The sequence below is a fragment of the Pseudomonas sp. GW460-12-10-14-TSB1 genome (genome assembly GCF_017349775.1).
GTDB classification, from domain to species: Bacteria; Pseudomonadota; Gammaproteobacteria; order Pseudomonadales; family Pseudomonadaceae; genus Aquipseudomonas; species Aquipseudomonas piscium.
This window is the reverse complement of the sequence record NZ_JACNAC010000053.1, coordinates 18,874-44,509: the sequence shown is the minus strand read 5'-3', so window position 1 is coordinate 44,509 and position 25,636 is coordinate 18,874. Positions and strand designations below refer to the sequence as shown.

Sequence of the window (25,636 nt, the reverse complement as noted above, 5' to 3'; positions counted from 1 at the left end):
GATCAGGATGCGTTCAAGCGGGTGCCCTGGGGCAAGGCGATGATGTGGATCTTCCTGCTCAGCGACACCTTCATCTTCACCTGCTTCCTGACCGGCTACATGTCGGTGCGCATGAGTGCCACCGCTCCCTGGCCGAACCCCAGCGAAGTGTTCGCCCTGACTATCGGTGGCGTTGAAATCCCCTTGATCCTGATCGCCATCATGACCTTCGTGCTGATCAGCAGCAGCGGCACCATGGCCATGGCCGTGAACTTCGCCTATCGCCGCGTGCGCGGCAAATGCGCAGCCCTGATGCTGGCTACCGCAGCCTTCGGGGCGACCTTTGTCAGCATGCAGGCGTTCGAGTGGAGCAAGCTCATCGCCGAAGGCGTACGCCCCTGGTCGAACCCCATGGGCGCCGCGCAATTCGGGGCCAGCTTTTTCATGATTACCGGTTTCCACGGGCTGCATGTATCGGTCGGAGTCATTTACCTGTGCATCGTCGCCTTCAAGGTATTGCGCGGTGACTACGAGCGCTCCGGCAACTATCAGATCGTCGAGATAGCCGGCTTGTACTGGCACTTCGTGGACCTGGTGTGGGTATTTATCTTCGCTTTCTTCTACTTATGGTGAGCCTGCAGAGGAGTACCGGCGATGGCACATGCACAAGGTCAGCAGCATCCAGTGAGCTTGTACCTGAAGATCTGGGGACTGTTGTTCGTACTCAGCACCCTGTCCTACCTGGTCGACTACTTTCACTTCCAGGGCTACTTCAGATGGTCGCTGATCCTGGTGCTCATGTTGTTGAAGGCTGGCCTGATCGTTTCCATCTTCATGCACATGGCCTGGGAACGCCTGGCGATGGTCTACGCCATACTCGTCCCGCCATTGTGCCTGCTGGTGCTGGTGGGCCTGATGGCAGCCGAGGCGGACTACGTGTTTTCCACCCGGGGGATTTTCCTCGGGCAATGACCGGCTTCCGCCTCCGGCATTCAAGCGTCGCTATATCGTGCGCTTGAACTGATGCCATTTCTGCAGCCAGGCCACTACCCAGTGAGGGGATGCCGCGCCGGTTCCGGCGAGCTGTAGCTGTGGGTGATGGCTGATGACCCGATCCAGGACCGTTTCCTGAGCGGGTTCTACATCCACGAAGAAGATGTGCTCGCCGTCCCTTAGCGTCTTTTTCAGATTGCTGAAGTGGGCATTGGGCACCTGGATACCGAAGAAGCCGCCTTCCCAGATACAGAAGCCCAGGATCACGATCGCCAGAAAGATGAACGGCACCCAGCCTGCCGCGGACTCGGTCCAACCTGCCAGATAGGCACCGAGCAGTACCAATGCCGCGAGCGGTATGCCAATGACCGCGCCAATCTCGCCAGAGTGGACGACATCCTGCTTCATGAGTGAGTTCACATCATGCAGGTGATGCTGTTCCACATCCGCATCCCGGTCGCTGAGCACATGAATCTGTTCGGTACTGATGCCGCTGGCTTCCAGCTCGCTTTCAACGGTTTCCAGATCGTCGAGATTATCGCTGATGTAAAAGTGTCGGTTCATGAGTCACCTCCTACTTCATCGTCGCAGAGGCCCCCATTTTTTCTGCAGTCGTTATATGAAATTCCAGACCGTTTTCCTGTCGCTCTGGATAACACCGCACGCTTGTTGCTAGCTAAAAAAGTATAGCACCCACCTTGGCAACGCCTTGCCAGCCGGGGGCTGCGGGCACATAGGGCAATCCGGGGGGGCGTGAATCCTTCTGTTCGATGGCAGGCGAAGTGGGGATTAGCAGTCGGTGCCCGCTGTCTCAGGAGGTAAGACTATGGAGCGAGACGGGACATTAGCCCAGAAACAACAAAGCCCTCGCATCGTTGCGAGGGCTTTGTTTTGTAGGGTGCCGCACCGGGAGTCGAATCCAGACACTGCTTATGCAGTGTCTGCCTCAGCGTACACCTGGCGATTTGTTACTTGCTCAGTTTGACCGCCAGTTGTGCCACGTACTGGCCCTGGTGACGAGCGATGTCCAATTCACGAGCATCAGGCTGGCGAGAGCCGTCACCACCGGCAATGGTGGATGCACCATAAGGCGTGCCGCCGCCGACACTGGAAGTATCGAACAAGGCTGGCGAGCTATAACCGATGGGCACAATGATCATGCCGTGGTGAGCCAGGGTGGTCCACGTGGAGGTAATGGTCATTTCCTGGCCACCACCGGTACCCGTCGAGGTGAATACACTGGCGAGCTTGCCAACCAGGCCACCCTTGGCCCACAGCCCGCCGGTCTGGTCGAGGAAGTTGCGCATCTGACCCGACATGTTGCCGAAGCGGGTCGGAGTACCCAGGATGATTGCGTCGTAGTCGCCCAGTTCGCCTGGTGTGGCAAGCGGAGCGCTCTGATCCACCTTCCCATGGGCAGCCTTGAAGGCTTCCGGGTCCATGGTCTCTGGTACTCGTTTGAGGGTGACCTCAACCCCGGGAACGCTCCGGGCACCTTCCAACACGCTCTGGGCCATTGTTTCGATATGGCCGTACATCGAATGATAAAGAACCAATACCTTAGCCATGCGTACTTCCTCTTGAGGTGTGTTTTGAGCTGACTGACTGCCTGTTAAATAGGCGACCAGATTAGTTATCCATCCCACCGTTTCACCCTGCATCTGCGTGAGTCGTGGCGCATGATCGATCTAATTGGCTTCTGTGAATATGAGAAAATATCGAACGGGATGTTCGAGAAAATTGATCGTTGTAAAACAACGGTAACTGATGAGGATGACTGTTCTTTTAGGAGCAGGTCATGAATGTTTTTACTTTTTGCGGCAGGAATACGTTTTTAATTGATTGAAAAGTATAAGAAATATATTTGGATTAAATAATTGATAGCACCCTTGATGGGGGCTTGGAGCGCGGCGTAGTGCTGAAGGGGATTTGAAAACGAGGAGGGGTGTCGGACAAGGCTCTTGGCGTGCCAGTTTACCAACCCTGGAAACGACAAAGGCCAACCCGAAGGTTGGCCTTTGACTTAATTATGAAAACCTCAGAATCGCCCACTAATACCCAACAGTGGCCCCTTCTGGACAATGTCGTAGACAAAACCGTCATGGCGATAATTCACCCCCATGGCCCGGTAACCGGCCACCGCAGAAAAGCCGGGCAAGAACTCTCAGCCCGCCAGCGCGGTCCTGCCAACATTAAGCAGCAGCCACTACAAAAGCATTCAATGCATACGTCGCCAGTACTTGCGCAAAGTTGCCACGCAACACTGTGGTTGTGGTTCCTTCATTCGAATCATAAACTTGCATTTGCGTGTCGCTGATGATGTAAATGCCGATGACATGCACATTATTTCCCGCCCAGATTTTAGTGCCGGTTCTGTAGGCCGAAAATTCGTTAGTAATCAGGGTCTTCGACTTATACGTGCCGTGTATCGCCTGCTCCGCCGCTGTTACTTGTGAGGCCAAACTATTCGATGCCGCAATCACTTGCTGAGCCAACTGAATTTTGCCCGGATCGTCAAAACTGCGAATATCGAACTGTGCCGGATGTTTGGCATTATTGAGCCAGGCGCTTGATAGCACCGCGCAAAACTGCCCTACATTAATCCAGTCGCCAGCAGGCATGGTCGATTGAATGGTGTAGACGACATTGGGCATGCCTAGTGTCAGCGGATTCACCCAAAGAAAAGGATTAGGAGTAGTAATGCTACCTACGGTGATGGTATTAGCCATGACTTTCCCTGTGCGTTATGGTGAGTAAAATTAAGGTGTCCAGCATGGCAAGCCTGCAGCATCCGCGATGTTATGCGCTGCCATTGTCAGGAAATACTGTTTTTTCGCTGCAACGGTCGCTGTCGGCGCTCTCCATGCATCAAAAATATTGGTATAGACCGTATCGTGGTTGACGGCTTTCAGACAGGTATAGGCAACTGTATCGAACTTACTACCGGGGTCATCCGGGCGGGTGTTGGTTCCCACGACCAGATTACCCTGAGTCCAGGCCAGTAACGATTGCCAGACTTCTACGGCTTCGGAATTTTGCGGCGCATGCAGCCCGGCGACCAATTGCGGTATATCCCCCTGGAATGAACCGAGATTGACAGTACGGGTGCCGATAATGGCAGTAATCAAGGTCGTTCTGTCTGCATCGCTGGTAAAGTTGGCGGTACCAAAGCTGACCAGTTCTTCCCACGGAATAATATGGTGGCGCGACAAGCCGGTAGCGATTGAATCACTAAAGGGATAACTGGGTCGGGCTGCCATAGTTGAACTGGATATAAAACTACATAACAAGGCAAAACAAAGCATTATTTTCTTCATGATGAACTCCTTTAAGTATAAGTACCGATGGCCGTAGCCCATCGATCAGACAAACTCGCTCTTACTCGAATAATCGAGTTTATAAAGCGACGGGCTCTGGCTTTGGAAAACTCCATTGGCCATTCAGTGTTCATTCGGATGACATCCTGAGCGTCGATGGCAACCGGTTCACGGATATGAACAAACCGACCCAAGCCTCCACTCTCCACACTCTTGTCCATGTAGAGGTCGGACTCGGCACGAGCAAAGTTATCGACCCCCACCAGCGTCGTCGCGTCAGCGGATGACTGAGCGTTTGCACTCGCAAAAGTGGCCAACGTCAAGGCGACGATGCAGGCCGTGGATGAGTCCGGCATGTAAGCCTCTAGGTCTTTTAAGTGGGCATTACCTTTTCAGACTTTATAAGAACACCCCGCTGGAAACTTGCCATTTGGTGCCAAAAGCACAGCGAGCAAGTGCCGCGAAGGCAACCTTTGAAAGGCGCTCAATAGTGGGGCGGGAGGGTCAGGCGAGGATGTTGGCGATCATCTTTTAAGAGGGCGCGGTAGCGCGACGGCGAGCTTCCGGTCCAGCGCTTGAAGGCTCGGGTAAAGTGCGCTTGATCACTGTAGCCAACCATGTAGGCAATTTCGGTTGCGCTGTACTTACCGCTGGCAATCAGTTGTAGCGCCTTGCTGCGACGGGTTTCGTCCCGCAGGTCTTCGAAGTCGATGCCGCAGTATTTGAGACGACGCTGTAGCGTTCGGGAAGACAATCCGATGTTTCTTGAAATAGCGGTAAGTTTGGATCGATCCTGATCCGCGATCCGCTCGATAAGCACACCGGCGGCTTCCGCGGTCGATTTCAAGGCCTCGGTGACTTTCCAGGCGTCATCCCGGATGGGTTGCAGAGGGGCGTCGAGCAACTCGCGATCGAATTCGATCATGTTGTGCTGCGCGTTCATGTGCAGATTCGGCCCCAGGTATTCTTCCAGCGCCTCATCTCCTTGTTGCCTCGGATTTTGCAGATGCACATGGATGGCGCATGGCTCACCGGACATGAGCGGCACTTTTCTCAGCAGCGCCAGAGTGCCGAGAATGACCTGCTTCGGATCCGCCCCGTGCTGTCCGGTGAATTGCTGGATCAGTTTCGCCGTACGGCCTTCGGTGACGATGCTTACGTCGCTTCCTTGATGCAGTAAGTCCGTATGGATCGCCGCCACTGCGCACGCCTGAGCGAGATTGGACGAGCCCAGGATCAACTCGCCCCAGGCGCCGAGTGAGCGTACTTCGACCAGGTGCCCCACCGTTGCCCCCGCGAAAGGGTCCTGTGCGACCGCGGCCATTTCATTGGCTATATGAAAGCAGGTCGTTCGCGGCACCCAGGCGTCCGAGTATTGAAAAATCTGAGGGGAAATACCGTAACGCCGCAAAAACTCCAGCGGCGACACCCCTCGCATGCTCAGATAGGGGGCTATTTGCCGAAGAGTGCTGAGTTTGATGGACGGCGCAGCATTCGTCATAAGCGTTCGCACCTGTTTTTAAAGGCAATGCACGTGAAGACCGTCTTAGCCCGCAGGGAAACACTAGCGCAAAACTTTTGCCAAGGTAGAGGCCGTCGCCGTCGAAAGCTTGTAGGCGCAGTTGGTGGGCTTGGCTGAGCGGCAAGCCGAATCGGAGAATGGAGCAGTGAGGCGCGACATAAGGGGACTCCCCTTTTATCGAATTGCCTTAGCCCCAAAACGAAAAAACCCGCCAGAAGGCGGGTTTTTCGGGGGTTCCAGAGATTTTGAAAGCTTTCTATGGAACCTTGTATGGTGCCGGCACCAGACGAACGGTAGCGGTCAGTGGGGCTAGGTTTTCTGCGGGTCTGGAGTTCGGTGGAAAATTTGGCGTACCCCAACTAGTAACTATAAATAAATCAGCTAGTTATGGCTTTCAGTGGAATCGAACTCGGGATTTTTTAGATGTCAGCACGTTGTCGGTCTGCAAGTAATTCAGAGCCGCATACGGAATGGTAAACCTCCCGAATTCGAACGTTGTTGATCATCCCCTCCGTCGAGAATAGGTAGGAATCCGCCAAAAGCTGCCGTGGCGACAGGCAGCACACGGCCAAAAGCAGTCATCGACCGTCTAAATATTCAGGGGCAATACACGCCGAATTTTCTCCAGTCAGTTTGTCATTGGCATGGGTATCAGTTGACACCCAAGCTTTAGACCTTTTCGACTATTCCGCCCCCTAATTGGCCATGCTACAGTCCAGCTATATCCCTTTACCACGGATGGAAATATGCGCATCTCCTTTCAAAAAAATTCGACCCACTCTCTTTCTGGATGCCCGATTCATGACCATCTACGTTGACAACGTCAAAGTGAAATGGGCAGGCAGCGAATGGTGCCATTTGGTCGCCGATACATTAGATGAACTGCATAGCTTTGCTTCACGAATAGGTCTTCGGCGCCAATGGTTTCAAAGCTCCGCCTCTTATCCGCATTACGATATTAAGTTAGCAGTTCGTACGAAAGCTATACAGCTTGGAGCGGTGCCAGGAACGAGAAAGCAGATAATTGAGTGCGCAAAAAAATTAAAGGTGGAGTATCAGATGCTTAAAACTGATTCTGCGCCGCAGCTGAACCTTCTGTTTTAAACACGAATTTCCAACTGGAGCTATCAGTGTTTATAAAAGGCGATACTGTTGATGATATTTTAAAGAAAATATTTAAAGAAATTCTTGACAACGGCACAGAGGCCGAGCCAACAAAAGGCAGAACAAAAGAGCTATCCGGCGTGCTGCTGAAGTTAACAAATCCTCTGGGAAGATTAAGCCGTACCGAAGGCAAGGGAAAGATCTTCAGTTGCTTGGGCGAACTCCTTTGGTATCTTTCTGGCTCGAATCAACTGAATCAGATTCAATATTATATTCAGGACTATCATAAGTACTCAGATGACGGCAAGACAATATTCGGAGCGTACGGACCAAAGTTATTCGGTGCTAACGGTCAACTTCCAGCAGTTATCGAGATTTTAAAGGAGCGAAACTCTACCAGGAAAGCAGTCGTGCAGCTATTTTCCAGTTCAGACATAAAAGCACCTCACAATGATATCCCTTGCACCTGTACGCTTCAGTTTTTAGTCCGAGAAGGCAAGCTCAGCCTCTACACTTCCATGCGCTCCAATGATGCTTTCAAGGGACTCCCCCACGATATTTTTGCGTTCACAATGCTCCAAGAGTTGGCTGCCCGTAAATTAGGTATACCCATGGGAGAATATGGGCACTACGTAACTAGCTTGCATCTCTACATGGTTGACGTGGAAAGAGTTGAACGTTTCCAGAATGAAGGCTGGCAGGAAAAAGTCTATATGCCCTCAATGCCCACTGGCGATCAGACTAGCAACGTCCTCAAGCTACTTAAACATGAAAGAGAGCTTAGAAGACTAAATAAAATAGCTACTGACAAGCATTCTGATGGTTACTGGAGAGACCTATCAATTCTTCTTGAGGTTTTTAATCTTGTGAAAATCAAGAGTTTCGCGCAACTGACATTCATTGCTCAGTCGATAGAGAACGATGAGCTAAGAAGTCTAGCTGTACGAAAAATAAAAATATCTCAAGGAAATGGAGTGTAAATTGCGAGCGCCCGATCATATCGAATCAACTTCTGATGCTCAACTGGTCATATTGAAAAAAATGATCAGCCTCATTTCTGAGCAACCACTGCATACATTGGATGTCATCAACTGGGCCGCCCCAATTCCTTACTTTGGTGACCCGTGCAAAGCGACAATCGCAACCGTCGGTTTGAACCCCAGTGACAGGGAATTCGTGTCGTCGGAGGGAACAGAGCTCAACGACTCATCTAGGCGGTTCCACACACTGACATCTCTTGGATTGGCTAGCTGGAATGAGCTGACGCTCGAGCAACTAGAGTCCATACACACTTCCTGTACGGAGTATTTTTCCAGAAACCCTTATGATGCTTGGTTCAAACCCTTGGACCTTCTGCTAAGTGGAACCAATGATTCATTTTATAGCCCGCTATTTCATGCTTGCCATTTAGATCTTATACCTTATGCGACAGGCATAAAATGGGCTTTTCTGAAAACTTGGCAACGCGATTCGTTGCTGACCATATCCGCCGGTTTCTTAGGTCAGGTTTTAAAATACTCCCCCATTAAGATGCTGGTTTTAAACGGAAAAACCGTGGTAGAAAATTTTGAACGAGCGTGCGACGTGTCGTTCCACAAAGAGCCAATGGAGGCTTGGTGCTTGCCGCGAAAGAACGGAAACCATATTAGCGGTTTTAGCTATGAGGGAAAAATTTCGCGGATGGCAGATATCAATATCGGGAAAGATGTGTATATATTAGGTTACAACCATAATATCCAAAGTAGTTATGGAGTGACCTCTTCAGTGCGTACGTCCATTCAGGAGTGGATCTCGCAGAAGGCCAAGGAGATTTTAAATTGATACAGCCTAGACAAGCCCTCAAGCAGACATTGAGCGCTAAACTCGATCAAGTCGTGAACGATGGTTTAATGCTCCCTGGGGTCGTAGCGTTAGAGAACAAAGCTGCACTTCTGGAACAACTGGTAGAAAGCATTAGGCGAGTCGACTACGTTGCTGCTATTGCTTCAAGGCCCATTAGTCCGAATCGTGCGGATCCAGGTAGTGACTACTTCGATCCGATACGCGCTGCCGTCTTGAAGGCGCAAGCAGGAGAATTAGAAGAGGCGAGCTGGCTAATTTTCTTGGCAACGCATTTTGGTAAAGCCAATCGAACAGGTTGGCTCTTAATAAAAGATGTGTACGGTAATCTCGGCGCTGGGCACAACTGGACCTGGCCTTTGGTAAGCACCGACCCCGTGGCCATGAGCACATGGATTGGTCGTAATCACGCTGTACTGAGGAGCGGTGGTCGAAAGTTTGGGAACCATCGTAAATATGAGTCTCTCGACCCGGCAAAGAGCAACTCAACAGGGGAGATCATTGAGAGCTATGTGAATTGGGTAATGCAGCATGGCTCCCATGCGGGCCTGTTCACTAACGCGCTGACCCAATCTGGTAATAACCCCAGAGCTGCGTTCGGCATGCTTTATCGATCTATGGGAGCTGTTAAGCGGTTTGGTCGAACCGGAAAGTTTGATTACCTTACCATGATTGCGAAGGTGGGAATTTCCACAATCGTGGCAGATTCGACCTACATGGCAGAGGCAACTGGCCCTCTCAAAGGAGCTCGCTTACTCTTTGGCGGTGCAACCACATCTAATTTGTCTGCTGTGGTGCTGGAGCAAAAGATACAGCATTTGGACAGCTTCCTTAGAGTTGGCATGCAGGTCATCGAAGATGCCCTGTGCAACTGGCAAAAATCGCCAGGCAGATTCCTGCGATTCAGAGGTTGATCAGATAGTGGACCATGAATATCGAACTTTCAATTTATTCATATGCCCTGACTTCAGTATCCGTTCATGCTGCATCTGTCCCACCACGATGCCGGGAGCAATGCCAACAGACTTGGAAAACTTTAGGATACTTCTGTAGTCGGCGGAATGAGCTCTCATACTCTCCCGAAAGCCCGTGGGGATAAGTGTGAGAGCTGCAAACTCATTGGCTTCTTTCTCTTCTTTCGTACATTCGAATCCTTCACCTTCCACAAAGGTCGACTTACGCCCATGAAGGACTAAGTGCCCAATTTCGTGAAACAATGAAAACCAAAAATGATCATCAGATAAGTAGCGAAAACTCAACATAATTAGCGCTTTATCTGCTGAAACAAATTTAGCCATCCCACTCGCAGGGCAACCATCTGGAGTTTTAGATATAACTAGTACAACGCCAGAATCGTTTAAGATGCCTTGAAGCTCAGGGATAAACAATGCAGGTTCGGGAGTATGCGTCAGAGCTCTGATAGTTTCAAGACTGCTCAGAAGTTGATTTCTATCCCAAGGTTTGCATGAAATTCTTGAAGCTTTGCTTTCTCCAAATCTCACCCATGCCGCCGTCGCACCGATTTCCTGATCAAATATCTGGCTCGTTCTGAAACGTGTTTCCTTGCTGAACTGTGCGCTGATATCCTTCCATGCACTGATGTCAGGTATACCGAAATAATCAAGACAATCAATAACTTTTTTTGACTTACTTTCCGAGTTTGAGATCCATCCAAAAGCTTGCATACTTTTGATTGGCAGATCAGCAAGCCAGCTATCTTCCGTTTTGCTAGTCTTTCTGTATATCCGAGATACGTCTTCGCGATATTGCTGTTCTCGTGTCAGCCAAAAATCAGCATCAGGGCCAATGGCCTCAGCTAATTTATGAGCTAGATGTTCGTTTATTTCATGGCTGCCATTGAAGAGAGCTTTGATTCCATCCAAATCGTAACCTATGTTATCTGCCAAACATTCCGGACTTATCTCTCGATCAGAAAGAATGTCCAGAATTGTTTCGCCGGGAGGTGAGATCCAGGTTGGCTGAAACATAGAGTTATTCATCATTATCATTTCCAATCTTCAACAATTTTACATCCGTTACTGAGCCCCAGTTTACATTACCGGAGGATAATATTGGGACTTGTTGATGAGCGGCACTGAATAAAAGATGGTGATTCTGATGGAGCTTAACCACCACCAATCCAGGTGGGGCGGCTTCAAGTTCGGCAGGTTTTCCGACGGGGAGGTAAAGGATGTTCGACGCCGCACGGATGTCCGCAAGCCTTCTGAACAGACTCTGGGCCACCAATGGCGGCAACTCCTGTAGGGCGATCACTTCGCTGGTGCAAAGGTCCCGAAGTGCCTCCGTCTCAAACGCCAATTTCAACGCCATTCTGTCCGATTCGTCCGTGATGTAAATGAAACAGTGGCGTAATGATACCCCTTCGGATGGGGAAAACACATCGCCTGTCGTGTATCGGTTCACAAAGAACGCGCCCCCATCATCCTGATCATCGCGTCTACAATCCCTGACCGGTTTGTTCCTCACCGTCGATCTTCGTAGCTCCATCACGCGTCCGGGTGAAGTTAGACGCGCCCGGCATAGACTCCGATGGTATAGCAACCCATCAGGCTCTCCGCCAGTCTCAGGGTAGGATCAACGTTTGTACCTTCTAAGAGTTGCTCGTTGTGAACGTCAGCTACTGGCCGAGGCTGTGTAAAAACTTTTTTGAGCGCGACAGGTACTCAAAACCGGACTGGAAATCGCGCTTCTACGCGAAATTCACATCTGCTGACGTGCCGATAAATTTCAGATTTAACGTAGACACGCACACTTCAATTTTGGTGAAGCGTTTTTACACACTCTGGGCCGTTTTCTGACCTTCGTTTAGAGGTTGAACCGCCAGGATTTTCCTAAGCGATGAGTGAGTAATTGCATGGTCAGCAAATAGTAATAGCGCGTCGATTGAGTGTGCTGGTTTAGGTGGTGATTCAAAAACCACGCAAGGTGTTTTCTCTGCCAAGTCCATGGATTGTTGCGTTGCCAGCGCTCAGCGATCGCTGTTTGGATGGCCTTCGCCTGGCGCAGGTGGCGTTGGCGCGTGGTGTGCGACCCGGTCAGGACGCCCGTCAGGAACAGATCCATATCGAATACCGTGCTCATGCGCGACCACCAATGTAAGCGGCCACCACGACGATACGGTTGTGCCCCAGCTCATAGCTGATTTGTACTAGGGCTTCCTGATCGAGACGTCGGTCGAGTTGATAGCAATGGCCACCGTTGATGGGGGCGGGATGGTGGGTGATTTGCTCATAGCGTTCGCACGCATAGGCTGCCCTCAATTCGTGGAAGCCTTTGAGGTTGTACTGATGGAGGATGTCCCGTGCAGGACGGACGATTCCCCGTTGGAAATCGAGGTAGGTTTCGTTCGGTGCAAGTAGGTTGCGGCTACCGTCGGGTGAGACCTGTTCGGCGAATCTCAGCGCCTCGCGAATATGATCATCCGCCCTGATCCAGCGAGGTGCCGAGGCACCTGAGCGGCCCCCCTTGGTGCCATTCTGGATGTTGATCTTGCCGTATTGTTCGGCCTCACGTTTTAAGCGCGGAAGGTCGGCCAAAATCGCCTCGCGTAAGCGCATACCGGTTGCTCGCGCCAACTGAGCGATGGCCGCGGCGCGCGGCATTTGGTGTTCGCAAAGCACCTCTACGATTCGCTTCACCTGTTCGCGGTCTTGGCCTTGCGGCACCGAACGACGAACACTGGTGCGCTGCATTCCAAGCGCCTTACTCGGGCTCGGCACTTTCACATACTGATCACCGCGAAGCGCGGCCATGGTCCTATTCACACTGGACAACCGGTTTTGCGCAGTCGCGATGGCCAGTTCACCTCGTTCAACTTGTTGGCGCAGATGTCCGGCGTAGTCCAGCAAGGTCTGCCAATTAATCTGCCGCGCATCGTTAAATCCTGGTCCATCCTCCGACCGACACCAGCGCACGAACGTCTGCCAACGATCACTGTGTGCTTTGACCGTCCCGTAATGCCCACCGCCAAACCGGTCTTTCAGTGCCTGCGGCCCGGCATAGCTCAATTGCCGGCCATAGCCAAAATTACGCCCCTCCCGTCTGCCGACCAATCCCATGACCAAACTCCTCTGTAAGCCACACTTGTAAAACCTTCCCCACGTCATCCCGCCAAGAATGTTGAGTGTTGTCAGGGATCAAGGCCCCTGCGACCTGTGAGGGTTGTCCACTAACGCGGGACTGGCGGCTCCTTACGACCGGGAGCTTGGGCATCTCATGATCTGGTCTCCTGAGCACCTCCGCGGAAGTGGGCGGGTGGAGGCTGCGTTGGCTGACAAGACCGGCGCCGCGAGATCTTGAGTCAGGTGAAGGCAGTGAGGCGATGACCGGGGCATGCCTGACTGTCAGTCAGGTGCAGTCCATTCCTTGGGCTGCGGCACCATCATCTGCATCGCTGTTGCTGGTGGCTTCGGTGTTTGTCACACCGATTGTCACGAGGGGGAATGCCGCAAAGCCTTGTACGAGTTGGGCTGCAGCAGCGGTAGGAGCGCCCGTCTCTTTCCGGAAGAAAGAGACGGGCGCAGGGTTGGCGCAATGAAATGGCCAAAAGGATAGGTTGCTGCAGGGCAGCTATAAAGGGGTATGAGTTGCCGCATTGGGCACTCTGGTAGAAGTAGGCATCCATCACATTGCTGTGACCGTGCGAGCCGCCGGACGCTAATCGCACTTTGGGAGAACCACCACGGTGTGGCGTAGCCTTAAAGGTTCTGGCTACCTGGGTTGCTGTCAAAGACAGCGCTTTGCCCGATCTTTTCTACGCCTGTGGATAATTTGGGTCAAGGCTCGAATTTTCGGGAATTCTGCGGCTGTGGATGAAATTATCCACCGGTGGAAATCTATGGTTTTCCACAGACAATTTGCGTGGGCTTTAGATTTTTTAAATGAGGTCCATCCAAGCAGGGCGGCTTTGCAGCCCCGCTTGGATGGACCCGCGTGGAAGGGCGGACAACGGTGATCTCACAGGCTTACCCACGTTTGGATGCTCCACGGCTATTTTGTAGGGCCGTGATGTTGTCGCCGACTGGGTGAGCAAATTCGTGGGGCGTCACATGCCCATGGCGGTTGGCGTCGATGTAGTTGCTCCACCACGCCATGATCAGCCTGCGCTGTTCGAGGAATTCGGCCTTGTGGATATACGCGGCGCGCACGCGGTTGCGTTCCTTGTGACTCATTTGCCGTTCAATGGCTGCGTCGGTCCATAACCCGGACTCCAGCAGGGCGCTACAGGCCATGGTCCTGAAGCCGTGGCCACACACGTCCTTGCTGGTGTCATAGCCGACGTTGCGGAGCATGGTGTTCACCGTGTTCTCGGACATGGGCTTCCAATACTTATGGTCGCCCGGTAGCACTAACTCTGAAAAACGACTGAGGCTGCGTAGGCGCTCCAGTATTTCGATGACCTGCGGCGAGAGCGGAACCATTTGAATGTCGCCGTTCATTTTGGTCCCGCGTGTGGAGTTGCGTACCCCTTCAATCGGTGCGCGGGTATCGGGGATTTCCCACATGGCGCGTTGGAAGTCGAACTCACTCCATCGAGCAAAACGCAGTTCGCTGGAGCGGACAAATACATGCAACGTCAACAGGACGGCGAGGCGCGTCAGCTCGCGGCCGTTGTAGTTGTCGATACGGTGTAGCAGTTCGGGTAGGCGGTTGAGGGAGAGGGCCGGGCGATGGATTGTGCGCGGCGCGTGAATCGAGCCTGCCAGATCCAGTGCAGGATTAATGGTGATCTGCCGAGCCCTTTTGGCCCCGCGCATGATGGTGGATAAGTAGTTCTGTACCCTTAACGCCACATCCATGGTGCCGCGTTCCTTGATGCGCTGGGTGATCTCTAGCAGGTCGTGGGTATCGAGTTCTGCGATGGGGCGTTGGCCGATCAGCGGGAAGACGTGGGTGCGCAGTCGGCTCATTACGGTTTTTGCGTGGCCTTCGGTCCAGCGGCGAGACATATCAGCGTGCCACTCCAGGGCAACGGTTTCGAAAAGCAGTGCCGCCCGCTGGGCTACGATCTTGGCCTTCTTCTTTTCTTCCATTGGGTCGAGGTTGTCGAGCAACAACGCCTTGGCTTCGTCTCGCTTACGTCGTGCGACGGAAAGGGTAACGATGGGGTAATTGCCGATGATGAGCGTACCTTCCTTGCCGCTGGGCTTGGTGTACTTCAAACGCCAGGTCTTCACGCCATTGGGTTTGACGAAAAGGTACATGCCACCGCCGTCGAACAGTTTGTAGGCGCGTTCGCGGGTTTTGGCCGTGCGGCATTGCAGGTCGCTGAGGGGGATCGCTAGACGTGGCATAGGGGTACGCGCTCCTGACCGGGAAATCGCAGTACCCCTAACATACCCTCGGGGAAGGGGGATTTTGTTGGATCCCGACAGAGGGTCCTGGAACGAAAAAACCCGCCAAAGGGCGGGTTTTCGGGGCTTCCAGAGCATTCAGTGGAATGCAATGGAGCCTAATGTGGTGCCGGCACCAGGAGTCGAACCCGGGACCTACTGATTACAAGTCAGTTGCTCTACCAACTGAGCTATACCGGCGTGTCAGGGCGACGATTATAGCGATTGGCAAGGTTCTGTAAACCCCTGAAATCTGACTATTTTTGCTTTGTGCCGGGCTCTAGCCGCGGACCAGCACTTTCTTGAGTTTTTCGATGGCGCGCCACGAGCGGCTGTTGCGCAGGGCGTGGAGTTCGGCTTCGGCGCGGTCGGCGCGTTGGCGTTCGGCGATCAGGGCCTGTTCCAGGTCGGTGTCGGGGGCGACGAAGCTGTGGCCGGGGCGGAACTGGAATTCGTCGAGGTTGCACGGCGGGAGGTCGAAGGCGCCCTTGAGGTTCAGGTGTTCTTCGGCCAGGTAGAAGGTGTTGATGCCATCGAACACCACCGGGTGGTAGCCGGCGCCGGTAACCAGGGTTTCCCAGGTCTGGTCGCGGTTCCACGGGGTTTCGATCAGCAGGATCCACGGCCGCCAGCGGCTGAAGTCCATGCTGCGCAGCACGGTTTCTTCGTGACCTTCGACGTCGATCTTGAGGAAGTGGATGGGGCCGTCGACGTGGGCTTCGCAGATATCGCTCAGGGTGCGCGAGCTGACGATCTGGGTTTGCACCGGCATGCCGGCGTCCTTGTGCTGCTGGGCGATGGCGGGGTCGAGGGTGGACAGGCCGGTGTCGGCGATGCCGTAGAAGGTCAGGGCCTCGGCGTTGTCGCCGGCCGCGCATTGCAGGTTGCTGTCCCGAGGGCGCTCCTGGCACAGGGCGTCGTAATAGCTGGGTACCGGTTCGACGTTGATCCCGCTCCAGCCACGGTCGTAGAAGGCGCGGGTCACGGAGTCCGTAGTGGGATGGTTGGCGCCGACGTCGATGTAGAAGCCTTTTTCGACATGTTTGAGGGCGCGCCACAGGCGGATGTCTTCGAAATTCTGTGCATAAGAAATGAACGTCACTGTCTTTTCCCGTCAGTCACAAAGGTTCTGGCTCGGACGCGCCCGCGAGCGCCTGCGTCTGTATAACAAGCGCCGTCGCCAGGCGCAATTTGTCGCCTGCCAGGTGCCGGTTTTCGGCGGTTATGTCCTTTGGTGTTAAGGCTTATGCACAATCGATTGCCGTTGCGCGGCGATTCCGGCCGATTTTGTGGATCCGTTCTCAATTCGCCGCAACTGGCTGTTTTTTCGTTGATTTATTTTTATGAACAAAAAATGACCAGCTATGGATCAGGCCTGTAGCAGGCACTTTCAGCGGCTTTGTCATGAATTCATCAACAGAGTTATCCACAGGTTGGATGGGGTGGTGGATCCAAGTTATCCACGTTCCGCCAGCAGCATCAGGTTGCGTGGGGTGAGCGGTGCCGGGCAGAACAGGCCCAGTTGCACGCGGTAACCCTGCTCCTGCAAAAACAGCCCGCGATCGAGCACCAGCCACAGCTCCAAGGGGCGGCGGAACAGGCCGCGCAGCAGCTCCAGATTGCGCACCTGGGCCAGGCGTTGCCAGCCGGCGGCTTCCAGTGCCGGCCAGTCCTGCGCACCGACTGTGGATAAGTGCTTGAGGGCGGCCAGGTCGCGGCAGTAGTCGGTGAAGGGTTTGTCCAGCCAGCTGGCGGGCAGCGACGGCGTGGGCAGGTAGTCATCGACCCCGCGCAGTTGGCGTTGCAGCAGGTCGAAGGCCAGGCGCCGGGCCATGGAGCTGTCGCGCTGGCGGCGTACCCGGGCGCCGGCGGTGACGGTCTCGCTCAGGGGCAGGCCAAGGTCGTCGAGGGACAGTTGCAGCGCCGAGCCCTTGGCAGGGCCGGAGAGCGGCTGGTACTCGGCGTGGCTGATGCGGTTGTAGCAGCAGGGCGCTATGGCCAGTTGGCGACAGCCGCGCTCGCTGGCCAGTTGCATCAGGCGCACATGCAGGTCGCCACAAGCATGCAAGGCCACCGGGGTGTGTTCGGCGCTCAGGCGGGTAGCGGCGTCGGCGGCGAGCACGTCCTGCTGCAGGTGGTTGACCGACAGCCGATGGTGTTCGCTCAGTTGCCGACCGCTGGCGACCAGGGCCGGATCGTATTCCAGGCAGGTCAGCTGTTGCCCGGGTTGCAGCAGGCGGCGGCCGAGGTGGCCCTTGCCCGAACACCAGTCCAGCCAGTGGCCGGGTGCCTGGGTGAATTCCAGGCAGGCGGCGAAGGCTTCGATCTGTTGCCATTTACGCCCGGGCACATCGACGTTGAGGCGCTGGCGGGCGGCTGGCACCTCGTGTGTCGGCAGCTCGGCCAGGGCGCCCAGAGTGGCGGCGGTTCGCGCCAGATCAGGGAAGGGCGCGGGAGCATCGAGCAACTCGGGGTGATTATGGCTGGCCTCGGCATCGTCTAGGCTGCGTTGGCGCAGCCACTGGGCGAGTTCGTGGTGCTGGGCTTCCCAGGGCAGCTGTGGCTCGGTGAAGGGGCGTGGGCGCCAGAGCTGTTGATGGTCGAGCAGGAAGCGGTCCAGGGCCTGGAAGCGGGTGAGGAGTTCGGGGCCTTGGAGGATGGAGGACATGCTGGGCAGCTCAGGGTGTGGTCGGTAGGAGCGAGGCTTGCCCGCGATAAGAACGTCGCGGATTGTCTGAAACACCGCGTTATCGTTTATCGCGGGCAAGCCTCGCTCCTACAGAAGCGGTGCGTTCAGCGGCCTTGGCACTGCTCGACGCGCAGCCAGCGTTCCAGCAGCTTGAAGCCTTGCACCAGCACATAGGACATCAGCAGGTAGAACACCCCGGCGGCGAAGAAGATCTCCACCGGCAGGTAGGTGCGGGCGATGATGGTGCGGGCCATGCCGGTCAGTTCCAGCAGGGTCACGGTGCTGGCCAGGGCGCTGGCCTTGAGCATCAGGATCACTTCGTTGCTGTAGGCCGGCAGGCCGATGCGCGCTGCCCGGGGCAGGATGATGTAGAACAGCGCCTTGGGCTTGGACATGCCCAGCGCCCGCGCGGCTTCGATCTCGCCCGGCGGGATGGCCTGGATCGCCCCGCGCAGGATCTCGGCGATATAGGCTGCGGTGTGCAGGGTCATGGTGGCGGTGGCACACCAGAACGGATCGCGCAGGTACGGCCACATCGCGCTGTTACGCACCGCGTCGAACTGCGCCAGGCCGTAGTAGACCAGGAACAGCTGCACCAGCAGCGGCGTGCCGCGGAAGAAGAAAATGTAGGCATAGGGCAGGGCGCGCACGTACCACAGGCGCGACGAGCGGGCGATGCCCAGCGGAATGGCCAGCAGCAGGCCGGCGATGACCGCGATGGCCACCAGCTCCAGGGTCAGCGTGGCGCCCTGGGCCAGCTTGGGCAGCCACTTGATGATCACTTCCCAGTTCATTGGGCGCTCCTCGCGAAGCCGCGTGCGGCGCGTTTTTCCAGGAAGTGCATGCCGGTCATGGCCAGCACGGTCAGGCCCAGGTACATGAAGGCCGCCACCATATAGAAGGTGAAGGGTTGCTTGGACACGGTCACGGCGATCTGCGAGTGCCGCATGATTTCTTCCAGGCCGATCACCGACACCAGCGCGGTGTCCTTCATCAGGATCATGAACAGGTTGCCCAGGCCCGGCAGGGCGATGCGCCACATCTGCGGCATGATCAGCTTGGTGAAGATCCGCCATTTCGACAGGCCCAGGGCCACGCCGGCCTCACGATGGCCCTTGGGGATGGCGAGGATCGCACCACGAAACACTTCGGTGGCATAGGCGCCGAAGCACAGGCCGAGGGCGATGACCCCGGCGGCGAAGGCGTTGAGTTCCAGCTCCGGGTTGCCGAAGAACTCACCCAGGGCGCGCATCAGGTTGACGGTGCCGAAGTAGATCAGCAGCACCCAGAGCAGCTCGGGAACGCCGCGCACCAGGGTCGAATAGGTGCCGCCAAGCCATTGCAGCGGCTTGTAGGGGGAAGTCTTGGCCAAGGCGCCGAGCAGGCCGAGCACCAGCCCCAGGCACAGCGCGGAAAGAGCCAGCTTGACGGTCATCAGCGCGCCAGCGGCAAGCGCCGGGCCGAATCCGTAGAGATCGATATTCATGGATGGTTATTCAAGTCGCGGCAGGCTTTGCTAAGGACCGGCGCCCTCGGGGAGGGCGCCGGGCAGGCCAGTCAGTATCAGTAGATGCTGAACGGGAAGTACTTGTCGTTGATCTTCTTGTAGGTGCCGTCAGCCACGATTTCTTTCAGCGCGGCGTTGAGCTTCTCGCGGATCGGATCGTTCTTGCGCACGGCGATGCCGATCTTGTCGCTTTCTTCAACCGGGTCGCCCTTGAACTCGTAAGGCTTGCCCGCTTCGCTTTTCAGCCACTCGTAGTTGACGTACTTGTCGGCCAGGATCGCGTCCAGGCGGCCGGAAGTCAGGTCGAGGAAGGCGTTTTCCTGGGTGTCGTAGAGCTTGATGGTGATGTCATCGCCCAGGTTGTCTTCCAGCCAGGTACCGGCCAGGGTGGCACGCTGCGCGCCGATGATCTTGCCCTTCAGGGAAGCCTTGTCGGTCTTGAAGTCGGCCTTGTCTTTAGGGGCGATGAACTGCAGCTTGTTGGAGTAGTACGGGTCGGTGAAGTCCACCGCCTGCTTGCGCTCGTCGGTGATCGACATCGAGGAGATCAGGAAGTCGAACTTCTTGGCGTTCAGGGCCGGGATGATGCCGTCCCAGTCGGAGGTGACCACTTCGCACTCGACTTTCATCTTGGCGCACAGGGCATCGCCGATGTCTTTGTCGAAGCCGACGACTTGGCCGCTGGCATCCTTGTTGTTGAACGGCGGGTAGGCCGCTTCGATGCCCATCTTCAGTTTGTCGGCGGCCATCGCATTGGCCGAGAACACCAGAGTGGCGGCAGCGGCCAGGAGGAATTTCTTATAGCTCTGCATGCGTGTTGCTCCGTTAGCGGTTGCTGGACATGAATTGTTTGCAGCGCGCCGAAAGCGGGTTCTCGAACACCTGCTGTGGCGATCCTTGCTCTTCCACCAGGCCCTGGTGCAGGAACACCACTTCACTGGAGACCTGACGGGCAAAGCTCATTTCGTGGGTGACCAGCAGCATGGTCCGGCCTTCTTCGGCCAGGGCGCGGATCACGTTGAGCACTTCCTGGACCATTTCCGGGTCCAGTGCCGAGGTCGGCTCGTCGAACAGGATGACTTTGGGCTGCATCGCCAGGGTGCGGGCGATGGCGGCTCGTTGCTGCTGGCCGCCGGAGAGCTGGGCCGGGTATGCATGGCGCTTGTCGGCGATGCCGACCTTGGCCAGCAGCGCTTCGGCCACTTCGATGGCTTCGGCCTTGCTCTGGCCGAGCACCCGGCGCGGGGCCTCGATGATGTTGTCGAGCACGCTCATGTGCGGCCAGAGGTTGAAGTTCTGGAACACGAAGCCGATTTCGCTGCGCAGGCGGTTGATCTGCTTGCCGTCGGCGGCAACCAGTTCGCCGTTCTTGGCGGCCTTGAGCTTGAGTTCTTCACCGGCCACCAGGATCTGGCCCTGGTGCGGGTTTTCCAGGAGGTTGATGCAACGCAGGAAGGTGGACTTGCCGGAACCGGAGGAACCCAGGATCGAGATCACATCGCCGTCGCGTGCGGTCAGCGAGACACCCTTGAGTACCTCCAGCGAGCCGTAGCGTTTGTGCAAGTTGCGGATTTCAAGCGCGGGCGTGGCCTCAGCCATGTGCGGTCCTCATGAGTTCATTGTGCTCCTGCTGGTAGCGGCTTTCCTGGCGAGGCGCCAACCTAGCATAGCGTTCGAATGACAGCCAACAGCGCTTCAGGGTGTAAGCGGACGGCGTGTGACAGGTTGTCGCATCGGCACAGCAGACTGTCGCCCCATCAACAACCGAACGCCCGTTTGAACCCTGTTCCCAGCGGGTGTCGCGTAAAAAAAGGCGCGATGGTGCCAGCTTTGGCCGGGTGTTGGAAGGGTAAAACGGCCAAAGGTTGCGTATCCGCCCTCTATTTGTGCATCGCACACTTTTTATGTGTGTTTCTGGTGCGCTGGTTCGTTCTACAAATGGGTGGTGCGGTAACGTTCTGGCGCAAGGCCATTAATCTCAAGGACTTGCGATCATCCGTCGGTCGCCTTCGCAGGCCGCGCCGGCTGGGAGCCTGTAACATTTTGGCGCAAATCTTGCGTAAGAAATAAAGAACGCCCTGTTGGATTCTTTTTACGACTGCCTGTGTGAAAGGAAAAACCAGACCGGGTGGACGCTTTCGCTTTCTTCGCAAAGGTAGTTTCAATGAGCAGTACGCAGACCTCCAATGACCTCGAACAGGGGCTCAAACCGCGGCATGTGACCATGCTGTCGATCGCCGGGGTAATCGGCGCCGGGCTGTTCGTCGGTTCCGGCCACGCCATCGCCGAAGCCGGCCCTGCGGTGCTGCTGGCCTATGCGGCCGCGGGCACCCTGGTGGTGCTGGTGATGCGCATGCTGGCCGAAATGGCCGTCGCCTCGCCGGACACGGGTTCCTTCTCGACTTATGCCGACCGTGCCATCGGCCACTGGGCCGGTTTCACCATCGGCTGGCTGTACTGGTGGTTCTGGGTACTGGTGATTCCGCTGGAGGCCAACGCCGCCGCGACCATCCTGCATGCCTGGTTCCCCGACATCGCGATCTGGGTGTTCACCCTGGTGATCACCTTGCTGCTGACCGCCACCAACCTGTTCAGCGTGAAGAACTACGGTGAGTTCGAGTTCTGGTTCGCCCTGATCAAGGTCGTGGCGATCATCGGCTTCGTGGTGCTCGGCCTGCTGGCGATCTTCGGCCTGCTGCCGACCAGCAATGTCAGCGGCGTGTCGCACCTGTTCGATACCCAGGGCTTTTTGCCCAACGGCATGGGCGCGGTACTCGCCGCCATGCTGACCACCATGTTCTCGTTCATGGGCACCGAGATCGTCACCATCGCCGCGGCCGAATCGAAGAACCCGGGCCAGCAGATCAGCAAGGCCACCAACTCGGTGATCTGGCGGATCGGCCTGTTCTACCTGGTGTCGATCTTTATCGTGGTGTCGCTGGTGCCATGGAATGACCCGAGCCTGGCCCAGGTCGGTTCCTACCAGACCGTGCTCGACCGCATGGGCATCCCCAACGCCAAGCTGATCGTTGACCTGGTGGTGCTGGTGGCGGTGACCAGCTGCCTGAACTCGGCGCTCTACACTGCCTCGCGCATGCTGTTCTCCCTGGGCAAGCGTGGCGACGCCCCGGCCGCGGCCAAGCGCACCAACAGCAGCGGCACGCCTTACTGGGCGGTGATCCTGTCCACCGCAGCCGCCTTCCTTGCGGTATTCGCCAACTACGTGGCGCCAGCCGCGGTGTTCAATTTCCTGCTGGCCAGCTCCGGCGCCATCGCCTTGCTGGTGTACCTGGTGATCGCGGTATCGCAACTGCGCATGCGCCAGAAACGCACCGCGGCCGGCGAGAAGATCGCCTACCGGATGTGGCTGTTCCCGGGCCTGACCTACGCGGTGATGGTGTTCATCGTCGGCGTGTTGACCATCATGCTGTTCCAGGATGCCCATCGTATGGAAATCATTGCCACCGGCCTGCTGAGCATCACTGTGATCGCGGCGGGCCTGCTGGTGGCCCGTCGGCGCAAGCTGGAGAAGCAGGCGGCCGGTGTATTGAGCCGCGCCTGAGTCTTTCCCGCTAAGCAAAAAGGCCGCTGTCAGTGATGACGGCGGCCTTTTTTGTTGCCTGTACCGACGCTTTCGCGGGCAAGCCTCGCTCCTACAGAAGAAGGTGATCCGTAGGAGCGAGGCTTGCCCGCGATGACGATTGAACATTCGACGCAGCAGTGAGGGTCATGCATGACGCGTTGTAGCCACTGCCTAAGGCTGCGAAGCGGCCGTCTGCGGTGTGCCAGTCGTTACCGGTTTGCCGGCTTTGCTGCCGGTGCCCGGCCGATTGCAGGCTGCGCCGGCGGCTACAGATCGTGTTGAGCCTTATTTCTGCATCAGCGCTTCCGAAGCGGCCAGGTAAGCGGCCTGGAACTCCGGGCTTTCGATCCAGGCCAGGGCGCCGGCCTCGTCGGTCTCGGTGGACCACTGGCGGTACTCGATCAGGGCGGCAAGGATGAAGTCCATGGCGCCTTCCTCGCCTTCCTGCTCGTAGACGATCTCCAGCAGCGGGTCTTCCAGGAACGCCGCGCACATCGCCTGCTGGCTGGTCTTCTCGGCGTCGATCATTTTCTTGAACAGTTCGGTCAGGTCCACCGATTCGAAGTCGATGCGGTCGTCGTTCGGGTCCAGTTCCACCGGCGCGGCGTTGCGCTGGGTGCGGTTCTGCTTGGCCTTGGTTTTCGCCCGCTGGGCTCTTTTGTGTTGCTTGTTCGCAGATGCCATGGGCGTCGTACCTTTTGCGCAAATAGGAGGGCCAGGCATCGATACCGCGTCCGGCCTGGCTTTAAGGCGGCAGAGGATGCCAGTAAACGCGCCGCCTGGCACGCTCAATGGCTACCGCTGATCAGGCGTCCTGGCGCATCCGTGGGCAGCGCCGCGTGTTGCAGCCAGGCCAGGGCGATCGGCCACAGGCGGTCCTGGTAATGGCTGCGGAAAAACGCAAAGTGCCCGACTTCCTGCTCGCCGATGTCCTCGGGCTCGATGCGCCAATGGCTGCGCTGGCTGGAAGTGAAGTAATCCAGCAGGCGCTCGATGGCCGGCACGGTGCCGTAAGGGTCGTCGCTGATGCTGATGGCCAGCAGCTGCGCCTTGACCTTGGCGAAGGGCAGCGCCGGATCCCGGCGCGCCAGGTGGCGCCCGCTAGGCCGCCGTTGATAGTGCGCGGTGGGTGTGGCCCAGTCGCGCACCACGCCGGCGGGGGTGTCCTCCAGCCAGCCCAGGCGCTTGCCGGGGAAGTAGCCGTAAATCGCCGTCAGCAGCGGCATCACCACATGCCATTTGCCTAGCATGCGCCAGCGGTTTGCCGGGGCGTAGTCGCGCCAATAGGCAAACTGCGCGCCCACCGTTACCACGCGGCGGATCAACTGCCCGGACGCCCCCAGCCCCGCCGCACAGCCGCCGAAGCTGTGCCCGACCACATCGATGGGTTGGCCGGGGAATTCCCGCTGCGCGCGTTGCAGCATGGCTTCGAAGTCCAGGCTGCCCCAGTCCGACCAGGATGCCTTCAGCTTGCGCATCGAGGCCGGTCGCGACTCGCCGATACCGCGGTAGTCGTAGGTGATGACGTCGAAGTCATGGCTGAACAGGTAATCGGCGAACCGCGAATAGTGCCGGCAGCGCACGGAGGTGGCGGCATTGATGATCACCACCGGGCGTGCTGGGTCCGGTTCGGCGTGGCGCCAGGTGAAGCCGCCCAGCATGAAGCCGTCGGCGGCGGGCTCGCGGAAAGCCGTGCCGGGGCTGCTGGTCGCGGTGCTGGCCGGGTGCAGGGGCGAGGGCGGGGATTGCACGGTCATCGGCGCGTATTCCTTTGCGGGCGAAAAGGCGTGTCGGCTCTTTTTGGGTGCAAGCATTAATAACCGCCTTGTCCTCGGCCTGGCAACCGCCGGGATAGGCGCCGCGGCTAGGTACTTTTGGTTAAAAGCATCACACCGAATCGATCTAAACGGCCCGGAATCGGGGCGTACACTGACTATCAAGGCCTGCGGGCAAGCCGCCTGACGGGCTTTTCATTCGAGCATCGCTTGCTGAAACGTGGCTGAGCCATTCGAGAGGAAAGGGGAGACCCGGACGCTACCGCGCTGGGGCCGGACTCTTGGCGGTGGCATCCCATTCAGTGGTTCGAGACGAACCGGGAGTGCTCATCATGAAATCCTTTTTTTCGTGTGTCGTAACAGGCGTTCTCGCGGCGTTCCTGTCACTCGCACCGTTCAGCGTACAGTCCGCCACCCCCAGCAACGAACCCATCGACCCGGCGGGCGTGCAACTGGAGCCTCAGCAGCAGAACGGCATTACCTATCTGTCCGGCGGTATCGGCCTGGACGAATCGCGGACGCTCTTGCAGACCAAGGGGTACAACCTGCACATGACCTTTTCCGTCGGCCCGGAAAACAAATACACCTCGGATGTCGACCTGGCGATCCAGAATCCGCAAGGGCAATCGGTCCTGACCCTGAATCAGGTGGGCCCGATCGTCTTTGTGCAACTGCCGGCCGGCAAGTACCAGGTTGTCGCCACCCGTGGCGGGCGTACCGAGCGCAACACGGTGGATATGAAGGTAGCGGGCATTCGCGACCTCAACCTGCATTGGAATGAAGGTTATTGAGCGAGTAGGAAGGGCGCAGACAAGTGCCAGTTAATCGCAGGCAATAAAAAAACCCCTGAATCTTGCGATTCAGGGGTTTCGGTATTAGTGGTGCCCAGAGACGGAATCGAACCGCCGACACGGGGATTTTCAATCCCCTGCTCTACCGACTGAGCTATCTGGGCAACGGGGCGCATTAAACGGG

The 25,636-nt window shown here is 56.6% G+C and carries 26 protein-coding genes, 2 tRNA genes and 1 pseudogene; 8 read left to right on the top strand and 21 right to left on the bottom strand.

Annotated features, from left to right (window positions below; all coding sequences use genetic code 11):
* Positions 1-612, top strand: a 612-nt coding sequence (locus J4D52_RS24505) for a heme-copper oxidase subunit III family protein (protein ID WP_207272164.1), incomplete at its 5' end; no start/stop codon positions are given.
* 21 nt (positions 613-633) lie between these two features.
* Complete coding sequence (locus J4D52_RS24500) at positions 634-951, top strand: cytochrome C oxidase subunit IV family protein (RefSeq protein WP_016702591.1); 318 nt, start codon at positions 634-636, stop codon at positions 949-951.
* Between the two features lie 30 nt (positions 952-981).
* Here the strand turns inward: J4D52_RS24500 and J4D52_RS24495 are convergent, their stop codons facing one another.
* From J4D52_RS24495 to J4D52_RS24475, 6 genes and pseudogenes are all read right to left on the bottom strand, one after another.
* A complete protein-coding gene (locus J4D52_RS24495) occupies positions 982-1,536 on the bottom strand; it encodes a hypothetical protein (RefSeq protein ID WP_102677366.1) in 555 nt (184 codons plus the stop codon).
* Between the two features lie 404 nt (positions 1,537-1,940).
* The gene (gene wrbA, locus J4D52_RS24490; RefSeq protein WP_063427812.1) at positions 1,941-2,540 is read right to left on the bottom strand and encodes an NAD(P)H:quinone oxidoreductase; all 600 of its coding nucleotides are present in this window, start codon (positions 2,538-2,540) and stop codon (positions 1,941-1,943) included.
* Positions 2,541-3,164: 624 nt separating this feature from the next.
* Positions 3,165-3,701: a hypothetical protein gene (locus tag J4D52_RS24485; protein WP_063427813.1), complete on the bottom strand. Its 537-nt coding sequence runs from the start codon at positions 3,699-3,701 to the stop codon at positions 3,165-3,167.
* Between the two features lie 30 nt (positions 3,702-3,731).
* Positions 3,732-4,289 (bottom strand): hypothetical protein, encoded by a 558-nt coding sequence (locus J4D52_RS24480; RefSeq protein ID WP_124304504.1) that lies wholly within the window; start codon positions 4,287-4,289, stop codon positions 3,732-3,734.
* A gap of 122 nt (positions 4,290-4,411) precedes the next feature.
* A pseudogene (locus J4D52_RS30665) lies at positions 4,412-4,645 on the bottom strand (hypothetical protein); the annotation flags it as partial.
* 128 nt (positions 4,646-4,773) lie between these two features.
* The gene (locus J4D52_RS24475; protein ID WP_102677364.1) at positions 4,774-5,790 is read right to left on the bottom strand and encodes an AraC family transcriptional regulator; all 1,017 of its coding nucleotides are present in this window, start codon (positions 5,788-5,790) and stop codon (positions 4,774-4,776) included.
* Between the two features lie 822 nt (positions 5,791-6,612).
* Between J4D52_RS24475 and J4D52_RS24470 the strand changes: the two genes are divergently transcribed.
* The 4 genes from J4D52_RS24470 to J4D52_RS24455 are packed head-to-tail and all read left to right on the top strand — an operon-like array spanning position 6,613 to position 9,668.
* Positions 6,613-6,915, top strand: coding sequence for a DUF4031 domain-containing protein (locus tag J4D52_RS24470; protein WP_082098029.1), 303 nt, complete (start codon positions 6,613-6,615; stop codon positions 6,913-6,915).
* Between the two features lie 26 nt (positions 6,916-6,941).
* The gene (locus J4D52_RS24465) at positions 6,942-7,895 is read left to right on the top strand and encodes a thymidylate synthase (RefSeq protein WP_158246972.1); all 954 of its coding nucleotides are present in this window, start codon (positions 6,942-6,944) and stop codon (positions 7,893-7,895) included.
* 1 nt (position 7,896) lies between these two features.
* Entirely contained in the window at positions 7,897-8,736 is an 840-nt protein-coding gene (locus J4D52_RS24460; RefSeq protein ID WP_102677362.1) for a hypothetical protein, read from the top strand.
* A complete protein-coding gene (locus J4D52_RS24455; protein WP_207272163.1) occupies positions 8,700-9,668 on the top strand; it encodes a hypothetical protein in 969 nt (322 codons plus the stop codon). The genes J4D52_RS24460 and J4D52_RS24455 overlap by 37 nt, the downstream gene beginning before the upstream one ends.
* On the opposite strand, the gene J4D52_RS24450 is transcribed toward J4D52_RS24455, so the two are convergent.
* The 12 genes from J4D52_RS24450 to J4D52_RS24395 all read right to left on the bottom strand — a co-directional run bounded on the left by J4D52_RS24450 (position 9,669) and on the right by J4D52_RS24395 (position 20,902).
* Positions 9,669-10,754, bottom strand: a complete 1,086-nt coding sequence (locus tag J4D52_RS24450) for an ImmA/IrrE family metallo-endopeptidase (RefSeq protein ID WP_158246971.1) — start codon at positions 10,752-10,754, stop codon at positions 9,669-9,671.
* Positions 10,747-11,085 carry a hypothetical protein gene (locus J4D52_RS24445; protein ID WP_146018005.1) on the bottom strand — a complete coding sequence of 113 codons (339 nt, stop codon included), beginning with the start codon at positions 11,083-11,085 and terminating at the stop codon, positions 10,747-10,749. The genes J4D52_RS24450 and J4D52_RS24445 overlap by 8 nt, the downstream gene beginning before the upstream one ends.
* 495 nt (positions 11,086-11,580) lie before the next feature.
* Positions 11,581-11,856 (bottom strand): hypothetical protein, encoded by a 276-nt coding sequence (locus J4D52_RS24440; protein WP_102677360.1) that lies wholly within the window; start codon positions 11,854-11,856, stop codon positions 11,581-11,583.
* Positions 11,853-12,833, bottom strand: coding sequence for an integrase domain-containing protein (locus J4D52_RS24435; protein ID WP_102677359.1), 981 nt, complete (start codon positions 12,831-12,833; stop codon positions 11,853-11,855). Before J4D52_RS24435 ends, J4D52_RS24440 begins: the two co-directional genes overlap by 4 nt.
* Before the next feature lie 906 nt (positions 12,834-13,739).
* Positions 13,740-15,068, bottom strand: a complete 1,329-nt coding sequence (locus J4D52_RS24430) for a phage integrase central domain-containing protein (RefSeq protein WP_102677358.1) — start codon at positions 15,066-15,068, stop codon at positions 13,740-13,742.
* A 164-nt stretch (positions 15,069-15,232) separates the two neighbouring features.
* Positions 15,233-15,308 (bottom strand) — tRNA-Thr (locus J4D52_RS24425).
* A gap of 79 nt (positions 15,309-15,387) precedes the next feature.
* Positions 15,388-16,209 carry an FkbM family methyltransferase gene (locus J4D52_RS24420; RefSeq protein WP_102677357.1) on the bottom strand — a complete coding sequence of 274 codons (822 nt, stop codon included), beginning with the start codon at positions 16,207-16,209 and terminating at the stop codon, positions 15,388-15,390.
* Positions 16,210-16,563: 354 nt separating this feature from the next.
* A complete protein-coding gene (locus J4D52_RS24415) occupies positions 16,564-17,775 on the bottom strand; it encodes a methyltransferase (protein WP_102677356.1) in 1,212 nt (403 codons plus the stop codon).
* Between the two features lie 125 nt (positions 17,776-17,900).
* On the bottom strand, positions 17,901-18,590 hold the full coding sequence (locus J4D52_RS24410) for an ABC transporter permease (protein WP_007922607.1): 690 nt from the start codon (positions 18,588-18,590) through the stop codon (positions 17,901-17,903).
* A complete protein-coding gene (locus J4D52_RS24405; RefSeq protein WP_092306006.1) occupies positions 18,587-19,282 on the bottom strand; it encodes an ABC transporter permease in 696 nt (231 codons plus the stop codon). Before J4D52_RS24405 ends, J4D52_RS24410 begins: the two co-directional genes overlap by 4 nt.
* A 77-nt stretch (positions 19,283-19,359) precedes the next feature.
* Positions 19,360-20,115 (bottom strand): ABC transporter substrate-binding protein, encoded by a 756-nt coding sequence (locus tag J4D52_RS24400; protein WP_009046513.1) that lies wholly within the window; start codon positions 20,113-20,115, stop codon positions 19,360-19,362.
* A gap of 13 nt (positions 20,116-20,128) precedes the next feature.
* A complete protein-coding gene (locus J4D52_RS24395; protein WP_009046514.1) occupies positions 20,129-20,902 on the bottom strand; it encodes an ABC transporter ATP-binding protein in 774 nt (257 codons plus the stop codon).
* Positions 20,903-21,467: 565 nt separating this feature from the next.
* Here J4D52_RS24395 and gabP point away from each other — a divergent pair.
* Positions 21,468-22,865 carry a GABA permease gene (gene gabP, locus J4D52_RS24390; RefSeq protein ID WP_063427824.1) on the top strand — a complete coding sequence of 466 codons (1,398 nt, stop codon included), beginning with the start codon at positions 21,468-21,470 and terminating at the stop codon, positions 22,863-22,865.
* A gap of 306 nt (positions 22,866-23,171) precedes the next feature.
* Here the strand turns inward: gabP and J4D52_RS24385 are convergent, their stop codons facing one another.
* Positions 23,172-23,570: a hypothetical protein gene (locus J4D52_RS24385; RefSeq protein ID WP_009046516.1), complete on the bottom strand. Its 399-nt coding sequence runs from the start codon at positions 23,568-23,570 to the stop codon at positions 23,172-23,174.
* A gap of 104 nt (positions 23,571-23,674) precedes the next feature.
* Positions 23,675-24,643: an alpha/beta fold hydrolase gene (locus tag J4D52_RS24380; protein ID WP_102677355.1), complete on the bottom strand. Its 969-nt coding sequence runs from the start codon at positions 24,641-24,643 to the stop codon at positions 23,675-23,677.
* 350 nt (positions 24,644-24,993) lie between these two features.
* On the opposite strand from J4D52_RS24380, the gene J4D52_RS24375 reads away from it, so the two are divergent.
* On the top strand, positions 24,994-25,452 hold the full coding sequence (locus tag J4D52_RS24375; RefSeq protein WP_025808289.1) for a hypothetical protein: 459 nt from the start codon (positions 24,994-24,996) through the stop codon (positions 25,450-25,452).
* Positions 25,453-25,540: 88 nt separating this feature from the next.
* On the opposite strand, the gene J4D52_RS24370 is transcribed toward J4D52_RS24375, so the two are convergent.
* Positions 25,541-25,616, bottom strand: a tRNA-Phe gene (locus J4D52_RS24370).
* Positions 25,617-25,636 lie beyond the last annotated feature (20 nt).